Below are 17358 nucleotides of genomic sequence, written 5' to 3' on the forward strand. Positions count from 1 at the left end.
TGACGCGACATCGCCGCGACAGGCGTTACGCTGATCTCATGAGCGGTTCGCGCACCACGCCGATCGACTTCGACGCCGACCTCCTCGCCGAGCTGCGCGCAGAGGATCCGGGCAAGGGCGACCGCGAACTGCTCGAAGACCTCGCGATCCGCCGACTCGGCATCGCCACCGCGCGACGCACCCGCGCCCGCTTCGACCTCACCGAGCAAGAAGCTACGGAACTCGCCCTGAGAGCCGTTCGCGAGGTCCGCGCCGCGCGTTGACCCGGCTCGTCATCGACGCCAGCATCTGGCTGCCCGCCTTCACCGGCCCAGACGACAGTCCCCCTGTGCGCCTCTTCGAGGCCCTCATGGACTCGACCTTCCAAGCCGTCGCCTGCCCGCTCTTGCTCGACGAAGTCCGACGCGGCCTCGCGAAGCCCTATTTCCGCGCTCGTCTGCCCACCGAGGACGCCGACCGACTGATGCGCGCGCTCACACGCGCGAGCGTGGAACTGCGCGACCCGAGATCACCGCCAGCAGTCCTGCGCGATCCCACCGACGACTACCTCGTCGCGATCGCGACCACCGCCCGCGCCATCGTCACCGGCGACAAAGACCTCCTCGACCACCAAGGGCTCCATCCGCCAGCGCTGACCGCACGCGCCGCGTGCGAGCTGCTTGGCCTCCTCTGAGCCCCGCTTCCAGCGCCGAACTCAACACGATCGACCCGTGCCAGATCGGAGTACACGCGGGCGACGCCGGCCTTTGGCATTCCAGGAACGCCGCTCGGGTGCCCTGGATCTCGTCCATCACCTTCTCAGACTGAACCGGTTCGGACCCCGCATCGCGGGCGATGTCGATCGCCTCGTACATATGAACTTCGCCCTGAAGACAGGTCTCGACAACGGGATGGTTCGAGCCGAACCGGACAGCAAGCCGAGCGGCGTCGCGACGCAGGGTTTGAGCGATGCTCTCCAAGCGGTCGCGCTCGCTCTCCTCGGTGGCCTTTTGCTCGAGGCGGTACCACGCATCTATCAAGTAACCAGACATCCCCGACCGGCGACGAGCGATGAAACGGAAGGAAGTCAGGCCCTAGCCTGACCGACAGTCTCAATGAGAGTCAGCTCGCCGCCCGGTCGGGACCATCGCGCCGCCCGGTCGGGACCATCGCGCCGCCCGGTCGGGACCATCGCGCCGCCCGGTCGGGACCATCGCGCCGCCCGGTCGGGACCATCGCGCCGCCCGGTCGGGACCATCGCCTCGACGTCGGACGCCACCGACAGCCCTAATCGAAACAGCAAGCCTCAGCGCGGCAGTGGGCACGGCTCGCTTGAGTCGATCGCCTACCGCGCGCAAATCAGCCCGCACCGCAGAGCCGGTTCACCTCGCCGCGAACGCGTGACCGGAGCGCGAGCGGTCGGTTCTGGGCGCTGCATTACACTCCGCGCCATGCACCGGCTCCTCGTCCTCTACCCGCCGCCCACGGACCCGGACCACTTCCGAAGCTACTACGTGGACACGCACCTCCCGCTGGTGGCCAAGCTTCCCGGCCTGCGCGGTTATCGCTACAGCTTCAATGTCGCCACATCCGAGGGTGAGTCACCGTATTTCTGCGTGTTCGAGGCCGACTTCGACGATGCGGCCGCGTACAGTGCAGCGACTGCTTCCCCCGAGGGTCAGGCGACGCGCGCGGACGTCCCAAACTACGCCACCGGCGGAGCCGTCGTGCTCAACTTCGAGCTTCGCGCCGGCTGAGCCACCAGGCTGGACGACCGCCCGCACCGCGACCGGCCCCGTCCGCGTCAGCCGGTGGCGATCGGCCGGGGAACGCCCCACGGCGACTCGCTTCCGCCTTTCCGCCTGGAACCAGCGGCGCGACCATCCGCGTCCGCGCTGCTGGATTCCGTGGTGGCTATCGCGCACGGCGGATCCGTCCGAGCGGGTTAACCTGCTGCCAGTCCACAGAGAGATGCCGGGCAGGTGGAGCGATCGTGGGCTGCTCGGTCACCTGACGGAGAGCGAGCAATCCGGTGCACGCGAGCTGCCCGCCGATCGACCCGGACATCGCCGCAGCAGACGCACTGCTCGACGAGTTCGCGGGCTTCTGGGAGATCGAGCACGACCCGCCGAGCGCCGCAGACTGCTCGGCCAACTCTTCGACCGCACCTGGCAAGACGGCGGCGCGATCGTCGCCGTCAGACGCCGCGCGCCGTTCGCACGCTGCTTCGCCACCGTCGCGGACATCCAAGCGATCGGCGAGATCCCGGAAACATCACCGAGAAACCCGAGGTGCAAAAAGCGGGAGCGCACCCCGACGAGATCGCCGCCGTCCCCGACTTGCGACCCACACTCCGTACAGCGGAGCCGGACAAGCTGGCAGACCTCTTCGAGGCGTTCGACGTGACCGCCACCTACGACAAGACCAACCGGCAACTCAAGCTCGCCGCAACCGTCACGCCGGAGCTGATCCCGGAAAAAGAAAAACCCCGACCGGCAAGCCCGGTCGGGGAATTCGTCCATAGCGGGGGCGGGTTTTGAACACCATCCCGCGACCGGGTACCGGTTCGTGGCGGTGCGGGAGCTGCACGAGCGATGAGCCGCTACTCGCACGCGACTCCGTCGCCGTCGCGGTCGAGTCCGAAGACGTCTGCGCCGACGACGCTGAGCGTGCCGACATAGCGTGGGCCATCGCCGCTGCCACCTGCGCAGTCGTAGTCGGCTGCATCAGGATCGAGACACGCTCCAGCGTAGTTGGAGTCGCAGCGCCCCGAGCCCGAACCACCCGGCTCTGTCCCCAGACGCAACGGATCCCATCCCGAGATCGCGCTGATCATGCCGTAGCCGATGGCTCCCACGACGAGCGCTGCGAGCAGCATCGTGCCGACCGATACGGCCCCGAGCGCCGCCAGCGCGACTGCGGACATTCCGTGACGCATCCACGCCCAGGCCTCCAGGCCTACGAGGCAACCGAACACGACGGCGGTCAGCATCCACAACCAGAGTGGCAACGTCAGCCAACCCCGCCGTGATGTGAGCATGCCCCCGGCCGCCCGATGCTGTCGCTGAGCGTACCGTCGGCGCACAGACCGACGCCGCCCCTGCCCGACCCGAAATCCTCGGTTGTCGACAGATCGTTCGACGGAACGTCAACGTCGGGCAGATCACGGTCGAGCGCATCGAGATCCCCCACGTCATCAGGGATCGTCGGATCTGGTGCGGTTGCGTCGAGCAGCTCTTGGTAGTCGTCGTAGTCACGCTGCGCTGCGATCAGTCTCGCGGACCAGCGATCGATGCTCTGTCGGAGACGCCACCTTCTCGTCGTCGCAGTTCTGTAGAGCGTTGCGAGATCGTCCCGAGCTGTCTCTGCGTCCGTCGCACGCTCGTCCGCACGGAGGGCCTGCACGTCGAGCGCACCTGCGTGGTGGCCGACGATCCGCACCACGTGCGGCATCGGCGCGTCACGTTCAGCCTGATCCGCGAGGCGCATGGTCGCCGCGGGAACCTGCGGAGGATCAGGTCGCTCGTCACCTACGGCGAGCAGAACCGTGCCTATCCCGCAGAGCACCAACAAGGCCGTGGATGGCCAGATGAAGCGTCGGTAGAGCGGACGAGCCGGCTGCCATCGACGCCAGCCAGCCGCCGTGCCCAGCACGAGGACGAGCACGCCGACAGCCGCACCCGTGAGCAGCGCCAAGGAGAATCGCCATGCGCCGGCTGCGGACGCCGCGCCGAACAGGCCACACAGGTAGAGCGCGGTCGACATGGCCAAGGCGACGGCACTGCGTCCTGCTGCGAGCGAACCTTCGATCCGCCTACGCCATCGTGCGACGACCGCCGACAAGGCGGCGCCTGCGGCGAGCGCGAACAAGACGGCGGCGATCGACACCCAACGCACGCGCCAGGAGCGCCATGCCTCGCTATCAGCCGATGTAATCGACTGGGCTGCCACGACACGAGCACGCGCCCTCTCCCGCCGATCACGCACTCTCCGCTCGGCCCGCGCCGCACTCATCCGGGCCCGGTCGGCCGCTACGGCGCGACGTTCGGCAACGGATCGTTTCTGCGTCGCCACCGCCCGCGCGACCGGGAGCTGCAACTCCGCTCGCTGCGCATCCGCAGTGGCGGCATCCCAGGCAGTCTGCGCGCGGGCCAGCCCACGTCTGGCTGCGGCGAGATCACGTGCATAGATGTTCTCGTCCGCACGGGCGCCGACCGGCGAAGCGAGCATCATCCCCAGCAGCAGAAGCAGCACGATGAGTGCGATGCGGCACCTGACCGGCGTGCAGCCATCCGTGACCAGCGGAGAGTGAGAGCGAGAACGGAGCAAGGCACGGCACGGCTTCCTGGTGCGGCAAGCGTAATCCCACCGCCCGGATCAGACCGCCGTTACGCACCGGACGACGCGGTCGGCCTCTCCGTCTGATCGTGGATTGACTAGCCCTCCCTTTCCGACGACTGCGCAGCCGAGGCCGGCGCGGGCCAGTGCGGCGCAGAGGGACGACGCGGACCTCGCTTGCGTCAACCAAGCTGCCGAGCCCTCCGCGCAGACGACGCGGCATCGCCGCGACAGGCGTTACCCTGATCTCATGAGTGGTTCGCGCACCACGCCGATCGACTTCGACGCCGACCTCCTCGCCGAGCTGCGCGCCGAGGAGCCGGGCAAAGGCGACCGCGAGCTGCTGGAAGACCTCGCGATCCGCCGACTCGGCATCGCAACCGCGCGGCGCACCCGCGCACGCTTCGACCTCACCGAGGCAGAAGCAACGGAACTCGCCCTGAGAGCCGTCCGCGAAGTCCGCGCCGAGCGTTGACCCGGCTCGTCGTCGACGCCAGCATCTGGCTGCCCGCCTTCACCGGCCCGGACGGCAGTCCCCCAGTTCGCCTCTTCGAGGCGCTCATGGACTCGACCTTCGAAGCCGTCACCTGCCCACTGCTGCTCGACGAAGTCCGCCGCGGACTCGCGAAGCCATACTTCCGCGACCGGCTGCCCGCCGAGGACGCCGATCGGCTGCTGCGCGCACTCACGCGAGCGAGCGTGCAACTGCGCGACCCAAGCTCGCCGCCAGCGGTCCTCCGCGATCCCACCGACGACTACCTCGTCGCGCTCGCGACCGCCGCCCGCGCCCGCGCGATCGTGACCGGCGACAAAGACCTCCTCGACCACCAAGGCCTCCACCCACCCGCACTGACCGCACGCGCCGCCTGCGAACTGCTCAGCCTCCTCTGAGACTCTTTCCGGCGGGAGGGCATCGATAGGCCCTTGCAGGCGAAGCTCAGCGCGCTGGAACGTCGGCCGAGGAGTCTTTCAGCGCTTGGTATGGGAGCGCGATCGTCATTCCGTCGCGCAAGGGTGCGTAGAGCACCGCCGTCGTCACGTCCCCCGCGTAGCGGTCTTCCGTCGTGGCGAATGCGAGCATCACTGCCGTGGCGACGATCCCCAGCAGCCCCGCCACCGACACATAGCCTCCGAGCGGAACAGCGAATTCTCCGTTCAAGAGGCTGATCGTTGTCGTGCTTGCCGGCTCCCCGAGCCATTCGGCGGAGACGCCGATGGGCACAAGGATCCAAGCCAGGACGTAGAGGTACAAGGTGACGCTCACCAAGAGGCCGAACGTCGTCACAAGCAGCCGACGGACAACTTGGCGACGGAGAGGCCGCAACAGAGCAGCCTCAATCCGCTGAGCATGCTCGACGCTGACCGTGTCTCCGTACACCTCTCCGAGTTGCTCGGCGAGCTTCTCGCTTTCTCGATTTCTGTCGTCGTCTTCGAGCAAGCGGAGGATGCGCTCTCCAGCACGTTCTGCGGCGGCGTGTCTAGCAGCAAGGATCTCTGTAGTCGCCCGGCTCAGTACGCCGCCAACCTCTGCTCGGAGCCGATGTGCCAGCGAGAGCAGGAGAGGGAGGATCGTCACCGCAGCCAGGAGCCCGAGATGCCGGAGGCCGAGATCATCGGCCGCCCTCCAAAGGTCGTCGGTGAACAGTGGAATCAGCAAGATCGTGATCGTCACGGCCAGCAACAGCGGAGAAGTCCGGGCGACAGTCGTCAGCCGATGCCGTCGCACGATCCACAGAACGGCCGCGACTACAGCAAAGGGCCACACGACTGTCGCGAGGAGGTCGTGATCGCTTTGAAGGACTTGACCCGCCGCAAGCACGAACCACGCCAAGACGAGCAAGGCTGCGGCCGCTTGTACACCAACCCAGACACCGATCAACGCGAGCACGAGGCAAGCGACCGCCAAGAGCCCGAGCCAAGCCAAGATCCCGATATCCAGCCAGTCGGCGAGCACGGACGCAACACCCAGCCCGAACCCAACCATAACGGTGTAACTCGTCAGGGTCGATATCTCCGTGTTGCTCCGAGATTCGCCTCTGCACAACGCTTTGAATCCATCATCACGAAGCGCGCGGATCAGCAGGGGGCGGAGTTCTGGAGCGTCGGGGTCGTACTGCGGAACAACCCCGTCATTGTCGGTCTCCGTGCCCACTAACGCAGCCTATGGTTGAGCGATCTGAGATGTCGCACCAGATCCAGGCTTGCGCGGCACCGCCAGCGCCAGCGCCGCCAAAGATCAGGACGCAGCCCCGTGCGCACGCCGGCCTCGCAGGTCCATCTACCGGGCGGGTTCTGAACACCAACCCCCGACCGGGTACCGGTTCGTGGCGGTGCGGGAACTGCGGTAGGGATCGCACCGGCTATGCCTCGCGAAAGGCGCCTCGGGCACCATCTCGGGTAGTCGGCTCGACGGCACGGCGTCCGCGCTCGCACGTACCCTCCGACGCGCCATGTCGGAGCGCCTTGCACAGATTCGCGGCGAAACGCAGATGCTCTTCACTCAGGCCGACCTTGCGGACTGGCTGGCATCACTGCAAAGCAACTGCCAGGCAAAAATCTCCGACGCAAGCGAGGATGAGTTGCTCGGCGCGGATGTGGATGCCTGGGTGGCCCAGGTCGCCGAGGCGTTCACCGTCGAGCCCGTTGTGATCCGCCGCGATGAGGTCGAGCTGGAGGACGTCGGCGAGTCCCAGGTCGACGTTCGCTATGACCAGAACCGAGCCATCTTCGACACTACCCAACCTTTCCTGATCCCGGGACGCAGGGCGGTCATTCATATCCCGTTCACGGGCGATGAGACGCTGCTGCGATGTCGCCCACGGCAGTGGTCGATGAGCCCACCCCGCGCGGCCATCGGTAAAGACGAGATCAAACTGTTCTTCGAGTGGCCGCACGACCATAAACCCCCGATCAAGACGACGACCGACGCACTCATCGCGGCTATCGAGCAGCACGCGAGCTGGCAACAACCCGACATCGAGGCCCACAACCGCGACCTGCCGGGCCTCGCACGCCACGCCATCGCCACGCGACGTCAACGGGTACTCGCCGACCGCGAGCATCTCGACGGCCTCGGCATCCCTGTGCGCCGCAGCACCGACGCACCACGAACGTTTTCCGCGCCCGGCATCACGCGCCGACCGTCGCCCACGCCGCCTCGGCAAAGAGCCGCAGCCTCGACGCCGCTCGAACCCACTCTCGTCGGCGAGTTCTACGCGCATATCCTGGGTGTCGTCTCGGCGATGGCTCGCGGCATGGAACGCACGCCCGGCAACTACGCCAGCTGGGACGAGGAACAGCTCCGCGATGCACTGCTCGTTCTTCTCAATACGCACTACGAGGGCCAGGCCACAGGCGAAACCTTCAACAAGAGCGGCAAGACCGACATCCTCATCCGTGTCGAGGACCGCAACGTGTTCGTCGCCGAGTGCAAGTGGTGGTCAGGACCTGCGGCGTTCGCGCTGCCTGACCGCGAGGAGTCATCTGCGCTCGACCAGCTGCTCGGGTACACGACCTGGCGCGATGCCAAGCTCGCGCTCGTGATGTTCGTGGATCGCAAGGACATGGGTCGTGTCCTCGCGGCCGCCCGGGAAACGCTCGCCAACCATCCAGCCTTTGAGGATTGGCAACAGGGCTCGACTGAGGGTGAGTTGCGCTGCCGGGTGCGGTTACCCGACCACGAGGAGCGCCGCGCCGACCTGGCGGTGGTCTTCGTGCACCTGCCGCGCGACTAGCAAGACGCGTCGCTACATGCTTCTCGTCGTCAAGTCGCCGTCTCGGATGCCAGGGCACATTGGACCTGGCGGAGGTAGCGGGAGCGACGGGGGTCAAACCCCCGATTTACACTTCGGATCGAGATTCGGCTCTAAGCGGCACGACATCGACCCCGGCAACCCGCGCTCGCACTTGCGCGGCGCGCAGAACGTCGGCGATGCGCTGCACCCGGTCGGGGCCTGACAGCGATTGCGGCCACGCCGCCGGCTCGTGCACTGCGATCTCGAAGTCGAGATCGGGGGCGTCGGATGGCACGCTGCCCAGCCGCAGACCGTAGATCACGGGATTGAACCGCGCGCGGCGAAGTGCTTTCCCGCCACGTCCTCATCGGCTGCACGAACGCGGACGGGCACCTGTGTGGTGGGGTTCATCGCCTCGAACGTGGCGAGCCGATTTGCGAGGACCGCCTTCCAGGGGAACCGCACCCGAAGCCCTTTGCCGAGGGCGTCCACGGCGAGCGCGACGACCGCGCTCACGCTCGCCTTCGCGACGGGACCATTGACCGACACGATCGCGACGGTCACGGCCGCCACAACTGGCAACACGCGTATGAGCGCGTAGGTTGCGAAGGCGGCCACAACGCGCCACAGGCACTTGACGCCCTCGAACTCGCAGAGCGCCGCAGCCATGTCGCGAACGGAACGCTCGGGGACGGCCACCGCCATGAGTCTCGCCCGCCTACTCGCGCCCGAGCGCTTCGGCTTGTGCCTTGAACCGCGCGCGAGCGGCAGACATGGTGTCGTGGAAGGGATGGTGGCGATTGTCGCGGAGGTTGAGCGGAGGAGTCAGCGACGCGATCACTGCCGCCTCGACGATCCACGGGTCTTCGATGGGACGACCGTCCCCGAACCACATACTCGCGCCGCGCGGCAGTTCCAGCTCTCGTGCTGCCCCGTGCAGCTGCGGTTCGGACTCGCACGACATGCCGACCGTCATCTCCGGCTATCGGCCGTCGTGACATAGCCAGGCGAGTAGCGCTCCATGACAGCAGCGGCCATCTCGGAAACACCGACGAACTCCTCGGCGATGATCCGCGAGGAGAGACGTCCGGGGTCCAGCTTCCCGAAAGAGTGCAGATGCTCGGGCTTCGGATGGATCGCGGCGTTGCGCAGCGCGAGCGCTCGCTTGAAGCTCGCCCACAACAGCGCCGAGTGCTTGATCGACTGAAGCCCGAGTGCGGCCGGGAGCGCATCGCCGAAGCGTTCCTTGGTCTTCAGCCACAGGATCTGCTCGCGATCGAGTCTCTCGCCAACCCGCTTCCCTGCCTTCGGGGTATAGACGGCATCGACCGGCAGGATCTCCGCCGCAAACGCCTCCAACGCCTCCATAGCAGTGATACACGCGCGCGCTCCGAGATGCTGGAGGTCCACGATCGCCGTGCTGTCGGCAATGTGGATTTCGCCATCGGACTGCCGTTTACGGCTCTTCCGAGCCCGGGCGAGCAACTGCACGGCGCGCTTCTCGTCCCTGCGGGCGTCGAGCAGGAGCACGTACGGCATCAGCGCCTCGTAGAACCGGACCTCGCCCACACCCGGCATCTCCGCCACCGCGACCGCCGCGAGGATGTCACCCACTCTGAGCCCGGGCGCCTCCATGGTTACGCGGGCCTGACGGACACGCCGGTCCACCAGTGCTGACGGCTTCGTCGGCGCCGGACCCTTCTTTCGCTGCCTGCGCTTGCTTGTCATCTGCGCGGAGAGTAGGTCCCGCCCGCTACTCGATTCAAGAGACGCCCCGCCTGCCTGTGCAGCACAAGGGCAGATTCGCGAGTCGTCATTTCACGCCCACCTCCGAAACAAGGCATGGCGTGACGACAAGGTTCGGCACCGCATCGAGGTCCGCCGGCTGAACCGCCCCGTCGGAACGCTGGCCGCGACCGGGCGCGGGCCGTGCCCGCGCCGTTCCCACGTCAGATTCGCGCCTCACGCGCTACGCGCCGGTGAGGTCGGGCATCCCACGGAAACGGCGGTACGCCGCCCGGATTGCGGATGCGTTCTCTCCACAGACGTCGATGCGACCTTCGAGTACGTCGCGGTCCCTGGTCGGGGGTGCCGCGGCGCGCAGGTAGTCCACTGTGGCGCCGCCGAGCACGTCGACCGCGATGAGCAGCGGCGCTACCGCCAACCCTTCGTCGAAGGTCGCGCGGGGGAGAAAGCGGCCGTCGGGCTGCACCTCAAGGTGATGCTGGACGAGCTCCTGCCACGCCCCGTGCACGTAGCTGCTCTGAACGCCGAAGTACGGGCCGTAGAGGTCTTCGACGCCGAGCGCTTTAAACCGTCCGAACGCCCCGCCCTTGGACCAGGGTGCCCGGGATACGGGGTCAACATCCTCTGGCTCGACTTCCGCCGTCCGGAAGGCAGCCTCGATTCCCTCAAGCATTCCGTGCTCCATTGGCATGACCACTCCACCGCGCTCCTCGATCGCGGCTACAACCCGGTCGCGCAACTGCTTTTCGAGCTTCAACGAATGGCGCACGAACGCCTCGTACGTAGCATCCGATCCATGCGTGATCAGGTACCGGAGATTGATCGCGGTCTCGATCGCGCCACGCAGTACAAAGGCGAAGAGCTCCATCCCCGGCGGATCACAGAACCGAAGGAGTCCGCCATGCAGCTTCGCCAGCCGGACCATCTGGCCAGCGAGAACCGCCTCGTTGCGCGTGAGGGTTCGCGGCGCACCGTCGTCGCCAATCCAGCGAACGCGCGCGACCAACGCCACAGACTGCTCAAGTTCCCTCAACACGGCGAGCGCTTCATTCGCGAAAGCTCGCTCGTCGGTGGCACGAAGCAACGTCTGTTCGTCCACGAGTCTCCCGGAGTAGTCGCAGCTCTCAAGGCCGCGAGGCTCCATCCCAACAAACGTCAGCATCGGCAGAAAAGCAACGGATCGCTCACGCGCTGAAACGTAGCTCAGGTGCAGTCACGTGCTCGTCACTCAGCCTGACGGCCGCCATCCTCACTCAGTAGCAGGCGAGGCGCAGGTCTTCGCGCACGCGGCGCGGGACGCCGCAGCCGCCACCGTTGCCATACTGATGGCGTCGCCAACCAGGGCCGTCACGGCGGACCGTCGTGACATCGGGTTGCACGCTGCACCAGGATTCGGCCGGGAGTATCAAGACGGCGGCCCAGTCTTCGTCCGACAGGGACATCCGGGTAGTGAATCGCACGCACTCGGCGCCGTAGGTTCTGATCGCTGCGCGTATTGGCGCCTGGGGCAAGATCCTCGTGCGCTCCGGCACGGTCGGCGGTCGAGTTCCGCCGAGTTGCGGGTAGGGGATGTCTTCGACGCGCAGGCCTCCGGGATCAACCGCCTCGGTCCAGAGGGCGAGTCGTCGGAGCGTCGCGCAGCGGACCTGGATCACGCCGGTTCCGATCCATGCGATACGGCACGCGTGGCCCGCGACACGGGTCGCGTATCCGTACGAGCGTCCGCGTTCGTCTCCTCCGCCGACCATGACGCGTCTCGGAATCGTCGACCGCATCTCGTACCAGGCATCGGCAACCGCGAACGCGTCGGCGCAGCCGGCGTTCGCGGCCAGCATTCGGATCTTGTAGCGGGACGACCCGTCTGCGACGGCTCGTCCCTCGCATCTGGCGACGGCACCCGCGCTTACGCTCGTCGCGAGCAGCGCGAGCACGACAAGCGCCCCGATCGCCTTCTTTATTGTTCGCCCCATTCCCGGTCCGGTGTGCCTGGCACGGTAGTGACCGCGCTTCGGCGGGGCAACGGGAAGCGACATCCAGCACCGCACTCGACCCAAGCCCGGCCTCGCCAGTCTCCCTCGATCACGGACAACCTTCTGCCCAGAGCACCGCCGCCAGGCGGTGAAACTCCACCTATAGGCGGACTCACGAATCGGAGGCGGAAACGCTGGATCCGGCTACCTTTCGCCAACGTTCGTCTTGCATTCCGCCATCGCGTCTGATCTTGTCGGCCGCTCGACAAAGTGAAAAGTTGGTCCGGACGAGCGCAGCAACGCCCGCCCGGACCGGTTGCACCGAAGGTTCGAGCTTCGGCGCACCACACACCGTAGACCGTCACGGCTGGTTGTTGGCGCGTTAACCCGCCACGCGAGCGTGATGGTCGCGCTGGTGTTGCGATCGTCCGCGCGTGCCTTTCGGTGCTCGACCGAGGGAGGATCCGCGATGCGGCTCATGCTCACGCGCGTTCAACGGGATGCGCTCTATCTGGCGGTTACGTCGGACCTGACGGGGATCGGCGACATCTACATCGCGTTCGATCGCGGGGACATCGAGGACGCCAGAGTGCTGCGGCTGCTCTACGGCGGCGCAATGCGCCTGTTGGACGACATCGGCTGGGGTGCAGACGATCCCGGTGAGGAGTTCGCGATCACGATGCCGGCCGGCGTGCTCGCCCGCACCCTGCGCCACCTGAACGAACGGACAGCGGACGCCGCGCGCGTCCACGTCGATGCACACGCCGAGGAGGAACGCGCGGCACGGGACTGCATCGTCGGCTGCGCCGTGATCGGCCAGTTGCTGGCGCAGTTGGCCGAGTACCCGCCGGCTGACGAGGTGGTCGGATGGTGACCTCACCAGCGGAACGCAACGCCGCCGAGGTCCGTCGCGCGCTCGGGCTCGCGATCCGCGAGCTGCGCGTGCGGCGCGGCATCGAGACGGTGTCACTCGGGTTCGTGGACAGCTTCCTGGCGGCGGTCGAGCGGGGAGAGACGAACCTCTCGTTCCCGCAGCTCTCGACCCTGTGCGCCGAACTCGGCGTGCGGGTGTCGGAGCTGGTGGCGCTCTACGAGCGCAACGTCGCTGCCAGCCGTTGCCTGCGCCGCTGCGCACGGATACAGGCGCTGCGCGACCGGCGCCGAGCCCACCAGCAGCGGGCCGAGGAGCGGGTGTGATGGCGGCCCCGATCTCACCGGAGCACCGTGCGCTCGGGCGTGCGGTGCGCGAGCTGCGCGTTCGTCGCGGGCTCTCGCAGGAGCAGCTTGGGATGGCGTCGGAGATCCATCGCAACTACGTCGGCGCGATCGAGCGCGGCGAGATCAACCCGACGTTCCGCGTCCTGCTCAAGCTCGAACGCGGCCTCGACCTCTCCCTCTCCCGGCTGCTGGAGGTCTACGAGCGCAACGTCGAGGAGATGACCGACCAGCGCGGAGCGACGTAGCCATGACGAAGTCGATGACGCTGCGGCTGGACGACGAGCGGGCCGCCACGCTAATGCTCGTCGCCCGTATCGACGGCGTCACGGTCACCGACTGCGTCAGGCTCGCCATCGACGCCCACGCGCGAGCGCGACGCGCTGATCCCCGCTGGCGACGACGTGCCGAGGAGCACCTGCGCTGGGTGGCGCAGCATGCCGCCCCGCCCCAGCAGGACGAGGGGGAGTCGTGACCAGACCGGCCCGGATCGTGACGACCGTGCGGTTCGACGTTGACCTGTGGGAACGGCTCGGGACACTCGCTGCCTATCGCGGCGTCGCACGTGCGGAGCTGGTCCGCGACGCCGCACGCGAGCACGTCGTGCGACTCGAACAGCGCGACAGACTCGCGCAGCTCGACCGATCGACCCGCGAACTGGCCGAAATGCAGCACCTGCTGGAGACACGTGTGGAGAGCATCGCGCGTGTCCTCGACGCCGTGGTGCGCGAGACGCGGGCGCTCGTGCAACGCAATCGCCTCGTGCGGCACGGAGCGGTCGCGGGAGGTGGCTCCAGTGGCCCGCGACCGTAGCCCAGGCGATCGGTCAGCGGACCGGTGGCCGCGCGTGACGATCGTCGCGTTCGAGGCGCCGATCACGCTGGTGACGAGCGATGGCCGGAGGTGCGAGGCGACGATCAGCGTCGGCGACAAGCGCGGGAACGTCCTCGCCGTGAGGCTCGACAACGGCACGCCGGTCGCGTACTTCGCGACCGAAGACGTAGTCGCGGGGCTGGCCATCGACGCCAGTCTCAGCGCGCTCGATGCCTATGGCGTCCGGCGCGATGAGCTGCACCGTGCTCTCGCCGATCTCGGCATCCGCACCGACCTTCCGCACCGCGAGGGCTAAGTGCTCCTCGGCTCGGGCGCGAGCAGCGCCCGGTAAAGGGCGGTCGTCTCGGGCTCCGGTCGGAGCCCGAGACGGTCGTCGAGCAGCCCCGCGAGCGCGTCGTAGCGCGCCGTGACCGCGTCGCGCTGTCCGGCCCGCGCTTCGGCGTCGAGCGCAGCGCGCCAGCACGGTTCGTGCAGTTCGTCGAGTGCGATCCCGCGCTCGGCGGCGTCGAGCGCGCGACGCGGCTCGTCGAGTTCGACCCACGTCTCGGCGAGGCGGTGCAGCAGCTCGACGCGCTCGACGCGCAGCCGCCGCTGGTGCCCTTCGGCCCACGCGTGATCGACGCCGTCGAGCGGCGCTCCGCGCCACAGCGCGTCGGCGCGGCCGAGCAGGCGCGCGCGGTCGGCGACGCGGTCGGCCGCGTCGGCGCGGCGCAGCAGCGGCGGCAGCTCGTCGAGGTCGACGGCGAGCCGGTCGCGGTCGAGGCGGTAGCGGCCGTCATCGGAGACGAACGCGTCGCCAAGCGTCTTTCTGGCCTCGCTGGTCGCCTGCCACAGGCGCGGCTGGCTGCGACGCGGGTCGGTGTCGGGCCAGAGCGCTTCGAGCAGTCGGTCGCGTGTCGCGCCATCCGGGTGCAGCGCGAGGTAGGCGATCAGCTCGCGCGTCGAGGACCGTCTCGGCAGCGGCGCGCCGTCGAGCGCGAACGGGCCGAGCAGCCCGACGCGGACGTTAGGCGCCGGCGCCTACGCCGCCTACGACGGCCGCGCCGGCCTGCGCAGCCGCCGGCGCCGCCCCTCGCTGCGGCGCGTCACTCAGCGCCGACTCGGGCGCGGCGCGTTCCTGCTGTCCGTCCCGGAGCTGGCCGCGCTCGCACACCTGCCGACCGACGAGACCACGCCCGGCGTCGACCGAGCCGGCGCGCGCAGCATCCCGCCACCGCCCCGGCTGCCCGCCACCGGCAAACCGCTCGGGATCGCCTCTAACGGCCGCCGCGTCGTGCTCGCCGCCGCCGACGCCCGCCATCACCTGCACCTGCTCGGCCCGACCGGCACCGGCAAGTCGACCCTGATCGCCCGCCTCGCGCTCGACGACCTCGCCGCCGGACGCGGCGCGGTCGTGATCGACCCCAAGGGCGACCTCGTCGAGGACATCCTCGCCCGCATCCCCTCCGACAAGATCGACCGCGTCGACCTGCTCGACCCCCACGACCCCAAGCCGCCCGCGCTCAACGTCCTCGAAGGCCGCGACACCGACCTCGTCGTCGACCAACTCGTCGGCATCTTCCACCGACTCTACGAACGCTCATGGGGACCACGCACCGATGACATCCTGCGCTCCTCTCTCCTCACCCTCGCGCAGGCCGAGGAGCCGATGACGCTCGCGGACGTCCCACGCCTGCTCACCGAAGACGACTGGCGCTCCAGGCTGACCGACCCGATCGACGATCCAATCGGACTCGAACCGTTCTGGACCTGGTACGACGGGCTCTCGGAGGCGACGCGCGCGCAGGTGACCGGGCCGGTGTCCAACAAGCTGCGCGCGCTGCTGCTGCGCCGCAGCCTGCGCAACATCATCGGACAGCCGCGCTCGACGCTCGATATCACCCGCGCGCTCGACACCGGCCGGCTCCTGCTCTGCTCGCTGCCCAAGGGCACCCTCGGCGAAGACACCAGCCGCCTGCTCGGATCGATCGTCGTCGCCCGCGTCTGGCAAGCCGCGCTCGCCCGCGCCGCCCTCCCGCCCGAACAGCGCCGCGACGCCGCCCTCTACGTGGACGAGGTCCACAACTACCTCAACCTCCCCACCCCGGTCGACGACGTGCTCGCCGAAGCCCGCGGCTATCGGCTCTCGCTCGCGCTCGCCCATCAACACCTCGCACAACTCCCACGCGACCTCCGTGAGGGCATCAGCGCCAACGCCCGCACGAAGATCTACTTCCAACTCTCAGCCGACGACGCCCACGCGCTCGATCGCGACGTTCAACCCGACCTTTCCAGACACGACCTCGCCCATCTGCACCGCTTCACGACCGCCGTCCGCCTGTGCCACAGCGGCGAGACAACCCGCGCTTTCACGGTCGCGACCGAACCGCTCGCGGCGCCCGAAGCCGACGATCGCGCCGAGCAGGTCCGCCAGCATGTCCGCGATCGGCTGTCGGGCGCGCCGGACTCCGAGGCGCTGTTCGAGCGTCGCTACGGCGCAATCGAGCCCGGGGTCAAGCGCCGGCCCCGCTCCAAGGGGTCCGGTGATCGGCCCGGTGCCCGGTCCGGAGGTCGGCCCGGTGCTTAGGAAAACCGGTCACACACCGCCCGAGTCCCCCGCAAACACGCGCTCTCGACGCTCGGGAAGCAACCCCGACAAGGGGGACCAAAGGCAAGACACAAGCCGCCCCACTCGTGTCACGACCAAACACCTGCTGACGCTCGCCAGCCGTCTCACGGACCGTGATCGACAGATCGTCATCGACTGCTACGAACACACGACTCTCACGACCGACCAGCTGACCCGGCTTCACTTCAGACATCCGAACACGGCCCGAGAGCGTCTCGACGTGCTGTACAGGCTGCGCATGCTCGATCGCTTTCGCCCTGAGGTTCGCCTCGGCGAAGGCAGCGCCCCGTACCACTGGATCCTCGACGAGGCTGGCGCACATGTCGTCGCCGACGAACTCGGCCTCGACCGCGAGCAACTGCGCTGGCGTCACGCCACCGCCGCACGCGTCGCCGTCTCGTCCAAGCTCGACCATCACGTCGCCACGAACGAGTTCTTCGTGCGCCTCGCCGTCGAGCTGCGCGCGGCGGGCGGCTCCCTCCACGAGTGGTACGGCGAGAAGACCACCAGCCGTCTCCTCGGCGGCATCGTCACGCCGGACGGATACGGCGTCCTGCACCTGCCCGACCGCGCGCCCCTGCACCTGCTGCTCGAAGTCGATCGTGGCACCGAACCGCTGCGCCGCATCCGCGAGAAGATCGACCGATACTCGAAGGCGCTGCCTCGCAGCGAACTCGCGTCCGTTGCCCCTCTCGTCGTCTTCGTTGCGCCAACGGACCGACGCGCCCACAGCATCCGTACGACAGCTGCCGACAAGAACGCCGTGTGGGTCAAGATCGCGGTCTGGACGCAGTCCGGCCTCCGGAGACTCATGCCTCTGCTGGTTGGCCCGGCAGATGCCGATCCGATCCCAGGATCGCAGCGGCCGTAGGTTCGCACCATCCTGCCTATTCTGTATGCCCCTAGAGGATCAGGAACGTTTCCGGTGCCGAGC

At 68.1% G+C, this 17358-nt stretch carries 25 protein-coding genes; 15 read left to right on the plus strand and 10 right to left on the minus strand.

All coding sequences use genetic code 11. The annotated features are described in order from the left end of the window. Positions 1-38 precede the first annotated feature (38 nt). From CWOE_RS25980 to CWOE_RS33105, 4 genes are all read left to right on the plus strand, one after another. Positions 39-263: a hypothetical protein gene (locus CWOE_RS25980; RefSeq protein ID WP_012936638.1), complete on the plus strand. Its 225-nt coding sequence runs from the start codon at positions 39-41 to the stop codon at positions 261-263. Further along, complete coding sequence (locus CWOE_RS31505; protein WP_012936639.1) at positions 260-673, plus strand: putative toxin-antitoxin system toxin component, PIN family; 414 nt, start codon at positions 260-262, stop codon at positions 671-673. The genes CWOE_RS25980 and CWOE_RS31505 overlap by 4 nt, the downstream gene beginning before the upstream one ends. 757 nt (positions 674-1430) lie before the next feature. Next, the gene (locus CWOE_RS25990) at positions 1431-1736 is read left to right on the plus strand and encodes an EthD family reductase (RefSeq protein WP_012936640.1); all 306 of its coding nucleotides are present in this window, start codon (positions 1431-1433) and stop codon (positions 1734-1736) included. A gap of 534 nt (positions 1737-2270) precedes the next feature. Continuing rightward, complete coding sequence (locus CWOE_RS33105) at positions 2271-2519, plus strand: hypothetical protein (protein ID WP_012936641.1); 249 nt, start codon at positions 2271-2273, stop codon at positions 2517-2519. A gap of 62 nt (positions 2520-2581) precedes the next feature. Here the strand turns inward: CWOE_RS33105 and CWOE_RS33110 are convergent, their stop codons facing one another. Together CWOE_RS33110 and CWOE_RS33115 are read right to left on the minus strand one after the other, a co-directional pair. Beyond that, positions 2582-2971: an excalibur domain-containing protein gene (locus CWOE_RS33110; RefSeq protein ID WP_012936642.1), complete on the minus strand. Its 390-nt coding sequence runs from the start codon at positions 2969-2971 to the stop codon at positions 2582-2584. A 20-nt stretch (positions 2972-2991) separates the two neighbouring features. Then, positions 2992-4233 (minus strand): hypothetical protein, encoded by a 1242-nt coding sequence (locus CWOE_RS33115; RefSeq protein ID WP_148261164.1) that lies wholly within the window; start codon positions 4231-4233, stop codon positions 2992-2994. Between the two features lie 334 nt (positions 4234-4567). On the opposite strand from CWOE_RS33115, the gene CWOE_RS26005 reads away from it, so the two are divergent. Further along, a complete protein-coding gene (locus CWOE_RS26005) occupies positions 4568-4792 on the plus strand; it encodes a hypothetical protein (RefSeq protein WP_012936644.1) in 225 nt (74 codons plus the stop codon). Further along, the gene (locus tag CWOE_RS26010; RefSeq protein WP_012936645.1) at positions 4789-5208 is read left to right on the plus strand and encodes a putative toxin-antitoxin system toxin component, PIN family; all 420 of its coding nucleotides are present in this window, start codon (positions 4789-4791) and stop codon (positions 5206-5208) included. Before CWOE_RS26005 ends, CWOE_RS26010 begins: the two co-directional genes overlap by 4 nt. Positions 5209-5254: 46 nt before the next feature. Here CWOE_RS26010 and CWOE_RS26015 read toward each other — a convergent pair whose 3' ends face one another. After that, positions 5255-6469, minus strand: coding sequence for a hypothetical protein (locus CWOE_RS26015; protein ID WP_148261165.1), 1215 nt, complete (start codon positions 6467-6469; stop codon positions 5255-5257). A gap of 298 nt (positions 6470-6767) precedes the next feature. Here CWOE_RS26015 and CWOE_RS31510 point away from each other — a divergent pair, with 298 nt between their 5' ends. After that, complete coding sequence (locus tag CWOE_RS31510; protein WP_049793416.1) at positions 6768-8051, plus strand: hypothetical protein; 1284 nt, start codon at positions 6768-6770, stop codon at positions 8049-8051. A gap of 106 nt (positions 8052-8157) precedes the next feature. On the opposite strand, the gene CWOE_RS26025 is transcribed toward CWOE_RS31510, so the two are convergent. The 6 genes from CWOE_RS26025 to CWOE_RS33120 form a co-directional block, all read right to left on the minus strand. Continuing rightward, entirely contained in the window at positions 8158-8373 is a 216-nt protein-coding gene (locus CWOE_RS26025; protein WP_041730988.1) for a hypothetical protein, read from the minus strand. Beyond that, a complete protein-coding gene (locus tag CWOE_RS26030) occupies positions 8370-8750 on the minus strand; it encodes a hypothetical protein (RefSeq protein WP_148261166.1) in 381 nt (126 codons plus the stop codon). Before CWOE_RS26030 ends, CWOE_RS26025 begins: the two co-directional genes overlap by 4 nt. A gap of 19 nt (positions 8751-8769) precedes the next feature. After that, a complete protein-coding gene (locus tag CWOE_RS26035) occupies positions 8770-9027 on the minus strand; it encodes a GIY-YIG nuclease family protein (RefSeq protein ID WP_012936649.1) in 258 nt (85 codons plus the stop codon). Next, positions 9024-9779, minus strand: a complete 756-nt coding sequence (locus CWOE_RS26040) for a hypothetical protein (protein ID WP_148261167.1) — start codon at positions 9777-9779, stop codon at positions 9024-9026. Before CWOE_RS26040 ends, CWOE_RS26035 begins: the two co-directional genes overlap by 4 nt. A 241-nt stretch (positions 9780-10020) precedes the next feature. Continuing rightward, complete coding sequence (locus CWOE_RS26045) at positions 10021-10959, minus strand: DUF5677 domain-containing protein (protein WP_041730990.1); 939 nt, start codon at positions 10957-10959, stop codon at positions 10021-10023. A 91-nt stretch (positions 10960-11050) separates the two neighbouring features. Then, complete coding sequence (locus tag CWOE_RS33120; protein ID WP_148261168.1) at positions 11051-11728, minus strand: hypothetical protein; 678 nt, start codon at positions 11726-11728, stop codon at positions 11051-11053. 508 nt (positions 11729-12236) lie between these two features. Here CWOE_RS33120 and CWOE_RS26050 point away from each other — a divergent pair. The 6 genes from CWOE_RS26050 to CWOE_RS26075 are packed head-to-tail and all read left to right on the plus strand — an operon-like array spanning position 12237 to position 14111. Next, the gene (locus CWOE_RS26050) at positions 12237-12641 is read left to right on the plus strand and encodes a hypothetical protein (RefSeq protein ID WP_012936654.1); all 405 of its coding nucleotides are present in this window, start codon (positions 12237-12239) and stop codon (positions 12639-12641) included. Further along, entirely contained in the window at positions 12635-12964 is a 330-nt protein-coding gene (locus tag CWOE_RS26055; RefSeq protein WP_012936655.1) for a transcriptional regulator, read from the plus strand. Before CWOE_RS26050 ends, CWOE_RS26055 begins: the two co-directional genes overlap by 7 nt. Further along, positions 12964-13230 carry a helix-turn-helix domain-containing protein gene (locus tag CWOE_RS26060; RefSeq protein ID WP_012936656.1) on the plus strand — a complete coding sequence of 89 codons (267 nt, stop codon included), beginning with the start codon at positions 12964-12966 and terminating at the stop codon, positions 13228-13230. Before CWOE_RS26055 ends, CWOE_RS26060 begins: the two co-directional genes overlap by 1 nt. Positions 13231-13232: 2 nt before the next feature. Continuing rightward, positions 13233-13457 carry a hypothetical protein gene (locus CWOE_RS26065; protein ID WP_012936657.1) on the plus strand — a complete coding sequence of 75 codons (225 nt, stop codon included), beginning with the start codon at positions 13233-13235 and terminating at the stop codon, positions 13455-13457. Then, positions 13454-13795, plus strand: a complete 342-nt coding sequence (locus tag CWOE_RS26070; protein WP_012936658.1) for a ribbon-helix-helix domain-containing protein — start codon at positions 13454-13456, stop codon at positions 13793-13795. Before CWOE_RS26065 ends, CWOE_RS26070 begins: the two co-directional genes overlap by 4 nt. Before the next feature lie 34 nt (positions 13796-13829). Next, positions 13830-14111: a hypothetical protein gene (locus CWOE_RS26075; protein WP_012936659.1), complete on the plus strand. Its 282-nt coding sequence runs from the start codon at positions 13830-13832 to the stop codon at positions 14109-14111. Here the strand turns inward: CWOE_RS26075 and CWOE_RS34535 are convergent. Next, on the minus strand, positions 14108-14809 hold the full coding sequence (locus tag CWOE_RS34535) for an AfsR/SARP family transcriptional regulator (RefSeq protein WP_081425639.1): 702 nt from the start codon (positions 14807-14809) through the stop codon (positions 14108-14110). The two genes, CWOE_RS26075 and CWOE_RS34535, sit on opposite strands and share 4 nt — an antisense overlap. Before the next feature lie 280 nt (positions 14810-15089). Between CWOE_RS34535 and CWOE_RS33125 the strand changes: the two genes are divergently transcribed. Together CWOE_RS33125 and CWOE_RS32270 are read left to right on the plus strand one after the other, a co-directional pair. Next, positions 15090-16382, plus strand: coding sequence for a type IV secretory system conjugative DNA transfer family protein (locus CWOE_RS33125; RefSeq protein ID WP_049793418.1), 1293 nt, complete (start codon positions 15090-15092; stop codon positions 16380-16382). Beyond that, a complete protein-coding gene (locus tag CWOE_RS32270) occupies positions 16375-17295 on the plus strand; it encodes a replication-relaxation family protein (protein ID WP_012936660.1) in 921 nt (306 codons plus the stop codon). The genes CWOE_RS33125 and CWOE_RS32270 overlap by 8 nt, the downstream gene beginning before the upstream one ends. Positions 17296-17358: the final 63 nt, after the last annotated feature.

The sequence above is a fragment of the Conexibacter woesei DSM 14684 genome, from assembly GCF_000025265.1.
GTDB lineage: Bacteria > Actinomycetota > Thermoleophilia > Solirubrobacterales > Solirubrobacteraceae > Conexibacter > Conexibacter woesei.

Excerpts from the sequence above, each read along its gene's own strand:
- CWOE_RS25980 (WP_012936638.1), top strand. The coding sequence starts at position 39 with ATGAGCGGTTCGCGCACCACGCCGATCGACTTCGACGCCGACCTCCTC.
- CWOE_RS25990 (WP_012936640.1), top strand. The coding sequence starts at position 1,431 with ATGCACCGGCTCCTCGTCCTCTACCCGCCGCCCACGGACCCGGACCAC.
- CWOE_RS33110 (WP_012936642.1), bottom strand. The coding sequence starts at position 2,971 with ATGCTGACCGCCGTCGTGTTCGGTTGCCTCGTAGGCCTGGAGGCCTGG.
- CWOE_RS26005 (WP_012936644.1), top strand. The coding sequence starts at position 4,568 with ATGAGTGGTTCGCGCACCACGCCGATCGACTTCGACGCCGACCTCCTC.
- CWOE_RS31510 (WP_049793416.1), top strand. The coding sequence starts at position 6,768 with ATGTCGGAGCGCCTTGCACAGATTCGCGGCGAAACGCAGATGCTCTTC.
- CWOE_RS26035 (WP_012936649.1), bottom strand. The coding sequence starts at position 9,027 with ATGACGGTCGGCATGTCGTGCGAGTCCGAACCGCAGCTGCACGGGGCA.
- CWOE_RS26040 (WP_148261167.1), bottom strand. The coding sequence starts at position 9,779 with ATGACAAGCAAGCGCAGGCAGCGAAAGAAGGGTCCGGCGCCGACGAAG.
- CWOE_RS26045 (WP_041730990.1), bottom strand. The coding sequence starts at position 10,959 with ATGCTGACGTTTGTTGGGATGGAGCCTCGCGGCCTTGAGAGCTGCGAC.
- CWOE_RS26050 (WP_012936654.1), top strand. The coding sequence starts at position 12,237 with ATGCGGCTCATGCTCACGCGCGTTCAACGGGATGCGCTCTATCTGGCG.
- CWOE_RS26055 (WP_012936655.1), top strand. The coding sequence starts at position 12,635 with ATGGTGACCTCACCAGCGGAACGCAACGCCGCCGAGGTCCGTCGCGCG.
- CWOE_RS26060 (WP_012936656.1), top strand. The coding sequence starts at position 12,964 with ATGGCGGCCCCGATCTCACCGGAGCACCGTGCGCTCGGGCGTGCGGTG.
- CWOE_RS26065 (WP_012936657.1), top strand. The coding sequence starts at position 13,233 with ATGACGAAGTCGATGACGCTGCGGCTGGACGACGAGCGGGCCGCCACG.